Here is a 6,119-nt window from a genome sequence, read left to right as displayed (position 1 = left end):
ATTCAAATAATGAAATTATATGCGTTTAGCCTAACTAAACTGCATTTTATATCAATAAAAATTCTTGGAGTTACCCTGAAATTAATCTTTCACCAAAATTGACGAAGAACCAATAACGCCGCCACACACAACATACTTGATACCATGTTTCAAAAAATCAAGTAATGCGTGTCTATTTACACGTTTATTCAGCGGCTCAAGAAGTCCTGCAAAGGCTGAACGATTGAGGGAATGAGTAATTTCAGCAGGACTGATTTTCAAAGATTCTGCCAATGCTTTATTGGTGAGTCCTCTTTTTTCAATTCCCTCTTTATTTAATGAAATAATTTTCAATAGTACGACTACATCATGCGGTCGCATGCCGTTATGATTTCTCATAGATATTTACAATTTACAAATTGTAAATATAATAGGTTTTTTCTACTTAGTCAATTTTCTATCAACAAGGTTTTAGCTATAAATACTTCATTCAAAGGTGGCCTTGGCTTAAATTTGATTTTACTATTTTTCGAGCAAATAGAAAATTAATCTTATTGATAAATCATACATTTAAAATTATGTCGCAAATATTTACTGTTTTTGCGACAAACTTAATAATTATGACAGAAAGCATTGAAAAAAAAATACTTTTAAAAATCAATGGTGAACAAGATGGTACTCTCTTCTTTTCAGAAGGTTTTGTATCTTTAGGTAGTGGAAAAGCTATTAGCAAAGCACTTGAACGATTAACAGAAAAGGGAGCTATTAGGAGAGTTGCCAGAGGAATTTATGCTAAACCTCGATTTCATGCTCTTTTGGGTGAACTACACTCATCAACAGATGAAATTGCCCAAGCGATTGCTAAAAGAGATAAAGCTCGCATTATGCCGACTGGTATCTATGCCTTAAATGCACTCGGATTATCAACTCAAGTACCTATGAATGTGGTTTATCTAACTGACGGGGTAGCAAGAAAGATAAAAATGGATAGAGGTGGTAGGGGTATTTTATTCAAACGAGTTGCCCCAAAAAATTTAGCTTCTAAGGATGAAATCAGTGGGTTGGTTATTCAAGCACTTAAAATAATAGAAAAAGATAAGGTTACAGAAGAAGAGAAAGCAAAAATTATTGAATTGTTAAGAAAGGAGAACGTAGAAAAATTAGAACATGACATACAGCTTGCTCCTGAGTGGATTAGACTAATTATGAAACAAGCACTCAAAAAGAACTAACTAAGGCAAAAAATGGAAAAATGGAATGATGTATCAACAGAAACAAAACTTATTACATATAATGAAATATCAAAGAAAACAGGTATAATAGTTGATGCTATCGAAAAAGATTGGTGGGTCGTACAGACATTACGTTTGATATTTGAAATGGATTGTGCTAATAGTCTGGTTTTTAAGGGAGGAACTTCATTAAATAAAGCATGGGGATTAATAGAGCGATTCTCAGAGGATATTGACTTAGCATTAGACCGTAGTTTTTTAGGATTTGAGAATGAACTAAGTAACCAACAAACTAAAAAACTTCGTAGAGTTTCATTTGCGTATATCACAGAGCATTTTTATCCAAATCTAAGAACTAAATTTGAAGAAGCAGGATTTTAGGATAAACTGGTTTTTTTAGAAAGTGAAGATTTCCAGTAGTATGAGGCTAAATAAAATAAGCATCATTAGGTTGATTTACTTTTTTCATGTATAAAAAAGTCGTATTTTTATACATGAAAAACATACATGTATAAAAAATCATTGATTTTATACATGAAATCATAAAACTGATGAGCTATATTATCAAAAGTCTCCCGAATATTGGAGAAATAGAAACCAAGTCGGTACTAAAAAAGTCGTTGCAAGCCAATAAAGCCTTAGCAGAGTTAAAAGGTATTCTGGCCACCATTCCCGACCAAAATATCTTGATAAACACGCTGTCTTTACAAGAAGCAAAAGATAGCTCGGCCATCGAAAACATCATCACCACACACGATGAATTATTCAAAGCCTCACTCAACCTAAATGTATCGGTGGCAGCCAAAGAGGTGCAATCCTACTCAGTAGCACTCAAAAGAGGTTATGATTTGATTCAACAATATGGCTTTCTGAGTACCAAGCACTTGCTCCAAATTTTAGATATACTTGAGCCAAACAATGGAGCGATACGCCGCTTGCCAGGCACTATTCTGAAAAATCAACAAACGGGTGAGGTGGTTTATACACCACCACAAGATTATGAAGCAATCTTAAATTTAATGACAAATTTGGAGCAGTTTATCAATAATGATGAATTGGCTGATTGGGATTTTTTAGTAAAAATGGCAATTATCCATTTTCAATTTGAGAGTATTCACCCTTTTTATGACGGCAATGGGCGTACAGGGCGAATCATCAACTTGCTATACCTTGTTCTCAAAAACTTATTAGATGTTCCAGTGCTTTACTTGAGCCGTTATATAGTAAGAAACAAAGGGCAATATTATCAAAAACTACAAGACGTTAGAGATAAAGATGATTGGGAAAGTTGGATTTATTTCATGTTAGAAGCCGTAGAAAATACAGCCATTTTTACGATTGATTTAATAAAAAATATTAGGATATTATTAGAAGAAACAAAAACATGGTGTCAGGAGACAAATCCTAAAATTTATAGCAGAGAATTATTAGATAACCTTTTCAAACATCCATATACTAAAATTGAGTTTGTAATGCAAGATTGTCAAATAACCAGACTTACAGCTACCAAATATTTAGAGGTTTTTGTTGAAAATAAAATATTGACAAAAGTCAAAGTAGGAAAAAGCAATTATTTTATCAATCAGAGGTTAATCAATTTGTTAATGCAACAATAGCACATGGCATACCTACAAGAATCGCACATCGAAGAATTGACCCGTAAGACATAGCTCCTATGCTGCACTATAAAATTTTGTGAGAAACCCAGACCAGCTCTGGGTATTTTTATTGTTTAGCTATCAAGTTAAGTGCTAAAGCACAATTAAGAATCGCTACGGCGAACCGTTTGAATTAAGACGGGGTCGCCCGAGCGATGGAGAATGCTTATTACCAGCACTTAACTCATACTTTCAAGATTTCAACTCTAATTTCAATCGTAAATAATGTTTTTTATAGCAAACATTATTGCTATATTTGTCTGTTATATTAAACATTATGATTTTATTACCAAGTCAACAAAAAATCCTAAACCAATTAGGAGAAGATATAAAATTGGCAAGACTCAGACGAAAACTGAGTACAAAACAAGTTGCAGAGAGAGCTGCGGTAAGTCGCTCAACATTATGGCAAGTCGAAAAAGGCACACCAAGTGTTGCTATTGGCATATATCTACAAGTACTTTTTGTATTTGGTTTAGAAAAAAACTTCCTAAATATAGCTAACGATGATGACTTAGGGAGGAAACTTCAAGATGCTGACATATTAGTTAAAAAACGTTCTCCCAAAAGTAAGCAATGAACCAAAAACAAAGGAATATATTAGTATATGCCGATTGGGAAGATTTACCCAAAAACTCTCTTGTGGGAACTTTATCAGCTACTCAAGTTAGAGGAAAAGAAATTTTTTCATTTGAATATGAAAAAGAATGGTTGCAATCAAAATATATCCAACTTGACCCAGACTTACATTTTTTCTCAGGAAGACAGTTCCTAAATGATAAAAAAATGAACTTTGGGGTATTTATGGACTCTTCGCCTGACCGATGGGGGCGTTTATTGATGCGTAGAAGAGAAGCTGCATTAGCAAGAAAAGAAGAACGAAAAGAGAATCTTTTGTTTGAAACTGACTATTTGTTGGGTGTGTATGACGAACATCGAATGGGAGCTTTACGCTTCAAAATTGAAGATAACGGGGTTTTCTTGAATGATAATCAAGCTATGGCCGCACCTCCTTTTACCTCACTTCGTGAACTCGAACAAGCGAGTTTGAAACTTGAGCAAGAAAATAGCATTGAAAAGCCCGAATATATTCAATGGCTCAATATGCTCATGGCTCCAGGTTCATCTCTTGGTGGTGCAAGGCCTAAAGCAAGTGTAAAAGACACAAAACAACAGCTTTGGATTGCTAAGTTTCCAAGTAGATTTGATGACAAAAATATGGGAGCTTGGGAGATGGTTGTACATGATTTAGCCAGACAAGCAGGAATTAATATATCAGATGCGTTTATAGAAAAGTTTGGTAGCCGACATCATACGTTTATCACCAAAAGGTTTGATAGGAAACAAAGTCAAAGAACGCATTTTGCTTCTGCTATGACCTTACTCGGCTATAATGATGGGGCGGATTACCAAGAAGGAGTAAGTTATCTAAACTTGGCAGAATTTATTATACGAAATGGCGTAAACATAGAAGAAGATTTGGAAGAATTATGGCGAAGAATCGTTTTCAGTATTTGCGTATCAAACACTGATGACCACTTACGTAATCATGGTTTTCTAGTAACACCAAAAGGGTGGAAGTTATCACCAGCTTATGACATTAATGCTAACGAAGATGGGACAGGTTTAAAACTAAATATTAGTGAAAATGATAATAGCTTAGAAATAGATTTAGCATTAGAAGTTGCTCCCTATTTTCGCCTTACTCAAGTTAAAGCCAAACAAATAAGTGAATCTATTAAGAAGGCTGTTTCTGCATGGCAAAGTGCTGCCAATAAGTACAAAATAGACAAAAACGAGCAAGAATTATTGAGAAGAGCTTTTCAAAACTCTTGAAATAATCAAAGCAAATAATGAACAATCGGGATATCAGTGCTACTTTTTTTTGCTACTCATTCAAAAAAGTTCATTAACACCAATCACAACCCCATCGAGACCGCCAAAGTTTTTAAAAATAATTACGAGCGTAGAAGACTTCAATAAGTGAATAAATGAGATGGATTATATCAAAACCTAAGTATAAAGTTATTTTATTCAACATCATTACTCAACTTCATTTACAAAAAAATATACCTTATCAGGTACAATATAATCATAATATAGTATATTTATACCCGATAAGGTACATAAAATATGCAACAAATAAGTCAGTTTATAAAATCCAAACGTAAGGCCCTCAAACTTACACAAGAAGAACTTGCTCAAAAGGCGGGTGTTGGGTTACGTTTTTTAAGAGAATTAGAGCAAGGAAAAACAACTTTAAGATTAGATAAAGTGAACCAAGTACTGGACTTGTTTGGCAGTGAAGTTGGAGTTATCAGAAAGGAGGTAAGTGATGAATAGAATAGGACAAGTTTTTTTTTACGAAAAATTAGCAGGTATTATTAGTGAGAATGAAAACGGCTACTTTTTTCAATATGATGAGCAATATCTAAACCAAGAAAATACTCAGGCCATTAGTCTGGCCTTGCCCCTACAAAAACAGACTTTTCATGAAAATATTCTATTCCCTTTTTTTGATGGTTTGATTCCCGAAGGTTGGCTAATGGATATTGCAGTTGAAAACTGGAAGTTAAATTATCGTGACCGAATGGGCTTATTACTCACTGTTTGTCAAGATTGTATTGGGGCTGTTAGTATCATACCACAAATTACTGATGAAATATGAAACGCTGTTTATATTGCTATCAACCTCTCACTGATGATTCGGTAGAATTTCATACAAAATGCTCAAGGAAGATGTTTGGCATGAGTAAACCTCCTATCCTTTCGTTTGGAAAACCTGAACTAAAAGCAATTGCTAAACAGATTATTGGGCGGCATATTACCGTAACGGGCGTTCAACCAAAACTTTCATTAGAGTTAGAAAAAATAGATACTCGAAATAGCAGGCTCACAATCGTTGGGCTATGGGGAAGTTTTATTTTAAAACCCCCATCAGATATTTTCTCTTCTTTGCCAGAGAATGAATCATTAACCATGAAATTGGCCAATCTATGCGAAATTAAAACGGCCGAACACTCTCTTATCAGACTTCAGAGTGGGGAGTTAGCCTATATTACAAAACGATTTGACCGTGAGAAAGGGTATAAAATACATGTCGAAGACTTCTGTCAGCTAACTGAAACCCTAACAGAGCATAAGTACCGAAGCTCGATGGAAAAAGTAGGAAAAACTATTCGAAAATTTTCAACCAACTCTGGCTTAGATGTACTATCTTTTTTTGAATTAACAATCTTTTGTTTTCTTA

The 6,119-nt window shown here is 34.2% G+C and carries 9 protein-coding genes; 8 read left to right on the top strand and 1 reads right to left on the bottom strand.

What is annotated here, in order from left to right; all coding sequences use genetic code 11:
* Positions 1-81: 81 nt before the first annotated feature.
* Positions 82-378, bottom strand: coding sequence for a hypothetical protein (locus ACH2CJ_RS16615; RefSeq protein WP_394994127.1), 297 nt, complete (start codon positions 376-378; stop codon positions 82-84).
* Positions 379-557: 179 nt separating this feature from the next.
* Between ACH2CJ_RS16615 and ACH2CJ_RS16610 the strand changes: the two genes are divergently transcribed.
* The 8 genes from ACH2CJ_RS16610 to ACH2CJ_RS16575 form a co-directional block, all read left to right on the top strand.
* Entirely contained in the window at positions 558-1,211 is a 654-nt protein-coding gene (locus ACH2CJ_RS16610) for a DUF6088 family protein (RefSeq protein ID WP_394994124.1), read from the top strand.
* A gap of 12 nt (positions 1,212-1,223) precedes the next feature.
* Positions 1,224-1,592, top strand: coding sequence for a nucleotidyl transferase AbiEii/AbiGii toxin family protein (locus tag ACH2CJ_RS16605; RefSeq protein ID WP_394994122.1), 369 nt, complete (start codon positions 1,224-1,226; stop codon positions 1,590-1,592).
* A 170-nt stretch (positions 1,593-1,762) separates the two neighbouring features.
* Positions 1,763-2,827 (top strand): Fic family protein, encoded by a 1,065-nt coding sequence (locus ACH2CJ_RS16600; RefSeq protein WP_394994119.1) that lies wholly within the window; start codon positions 1,763-1,765, stop codon positions 2,825-2,827.
* Between the two features lie 298 nt (positions 2,828-3,125).
* Positions 3,126-3,449 carry a helix-turn-helix domain-containing protein gene (locus tag ACH2CJ_RS16595; RefSeq protein WP_394994117.1) on the top strand — a complete coding sequence of 108 codons (324 nt, stop codon included), beginning with the start codon at positions 3,126-3,128 and terminating at the stop codon, positions 3,447-3,449.
* Positions 3,446-4,705 (top strand): type II toxin-antitoxin system HipA family toxin, encoded by a 1,260-nt coding sequence (locus tag ACH2CJ_RS16590; RefSeq protein WP_394994114.1) that lies wholly within the window; start codon positions 3,446-3,448, stop codon positions 4,703-4,705. The genes ACH2CJ_RS16595 and ACH2CJ_RS16590 overlap by 4 nt, the downstream gene beginning before the upstream one ends.
* Before the next feature lie 297 nt (positions 4,706-5,002).
* Complete coding sequence (locus tag ACH2CJ_RS16585) at positions 5,003-5,212, top strand: helix-turn-helix transcriptional regulator (protein ID WP_394994110.1); 210 nt, start codon at positions 5,003-5,005, stop codon at positions 5,210-5,212.
* Entirely contained in the window at positions 5,205-5,537 is a 333-nt protein-coding gene (locus ACH2CJ_RS16580; RefSeq protein ID WP_394994107.1) for a HipA N-terminal domain-containing protein, read from the top strand. The genes ACH2CJ_RS16585 and ACH2CJ_RS16580 overlap by 8 nt, the downstream gene beginning before the upstream one ends.
* The coding region (locus ACH2CJ_RS16575) for a HipA domain-containing protein (RefSeq protein WP_394994105.1) at positions 5,534-6,119 on the top strand (586 nt) is incomplete at its 3' end. The genes ACH2CJ_RS16580 and ACH2CJ_RS16575, both read left to right, overlap by 4 nt.

The sequence above is a fragment of the Emticicia sp. genome (assembly GCF_043780375.1).
Lineage (GTDB): Bacteria > Bacteroidota > Bacteroidia > Cytophagales > Spirosomataceae > Emticicia.
Note: the sequence above shows the minus strand (reverse complement) of the source record. Positions and strands in the feature narration are given on the sequence as shown.

What these genes read in the sequence shown, in the direction of transcription:
- ACH2CJ_RS16615 (WP_394994127.1), bottom strand. Translation starts at nt 378, where the DNA reads ATGAGAAATCATAACGGCATGCGACCGCATGATGTAGTCGTACTATTG.
- ACH2CJ_RS16610 (WP_394994124.1), top strand. Translation starts at nt 558, where the DNA reads ATGTCGCAAATATTTACTGTTTTTGCGACAAACTTAATAATTATGACA.
- ACH2CJ_RS16605 (WP_394994122.1), top strand. Translation starts at nt 1,224, where the DNA reads ATGGAAAAATGGAATGATGTATCAACAGAAACAAAACTTATTACATAT.
- ACH2CJ_RS16600 (WP_394994119.1), top strand. Translation starts at nt 1,763, where the DNA reads ATGAGCTATATTATCAAAAGTCTCCCGAATATTGGAGAAATAGAAACC.
- ACH2CJ_RS16590 (WP_394994114.1), top strand. Translation starts at nt 3,446, where the DNA reads ATGAACCAAAAACAAAGGAATATATTAGTATATGCCGATTGGGAAGAT.
- ACH2CJ_RS16585 (WP_394994110.1), top strand. Translation starts at nt 5,003, where the DNA reads ATGCAACAAATAAGTCAGTTTATAAAATCCAAACGTAAGGCCCTCAAA.
- ACH2CJ_RS16580 (WP_394994107.1), top strand. Translation starts at nt 5,205, where the DNA reads ATGAATAGAATAGGACAAGTTTTTTTTTACGAAAAATTAGCAGGTATT.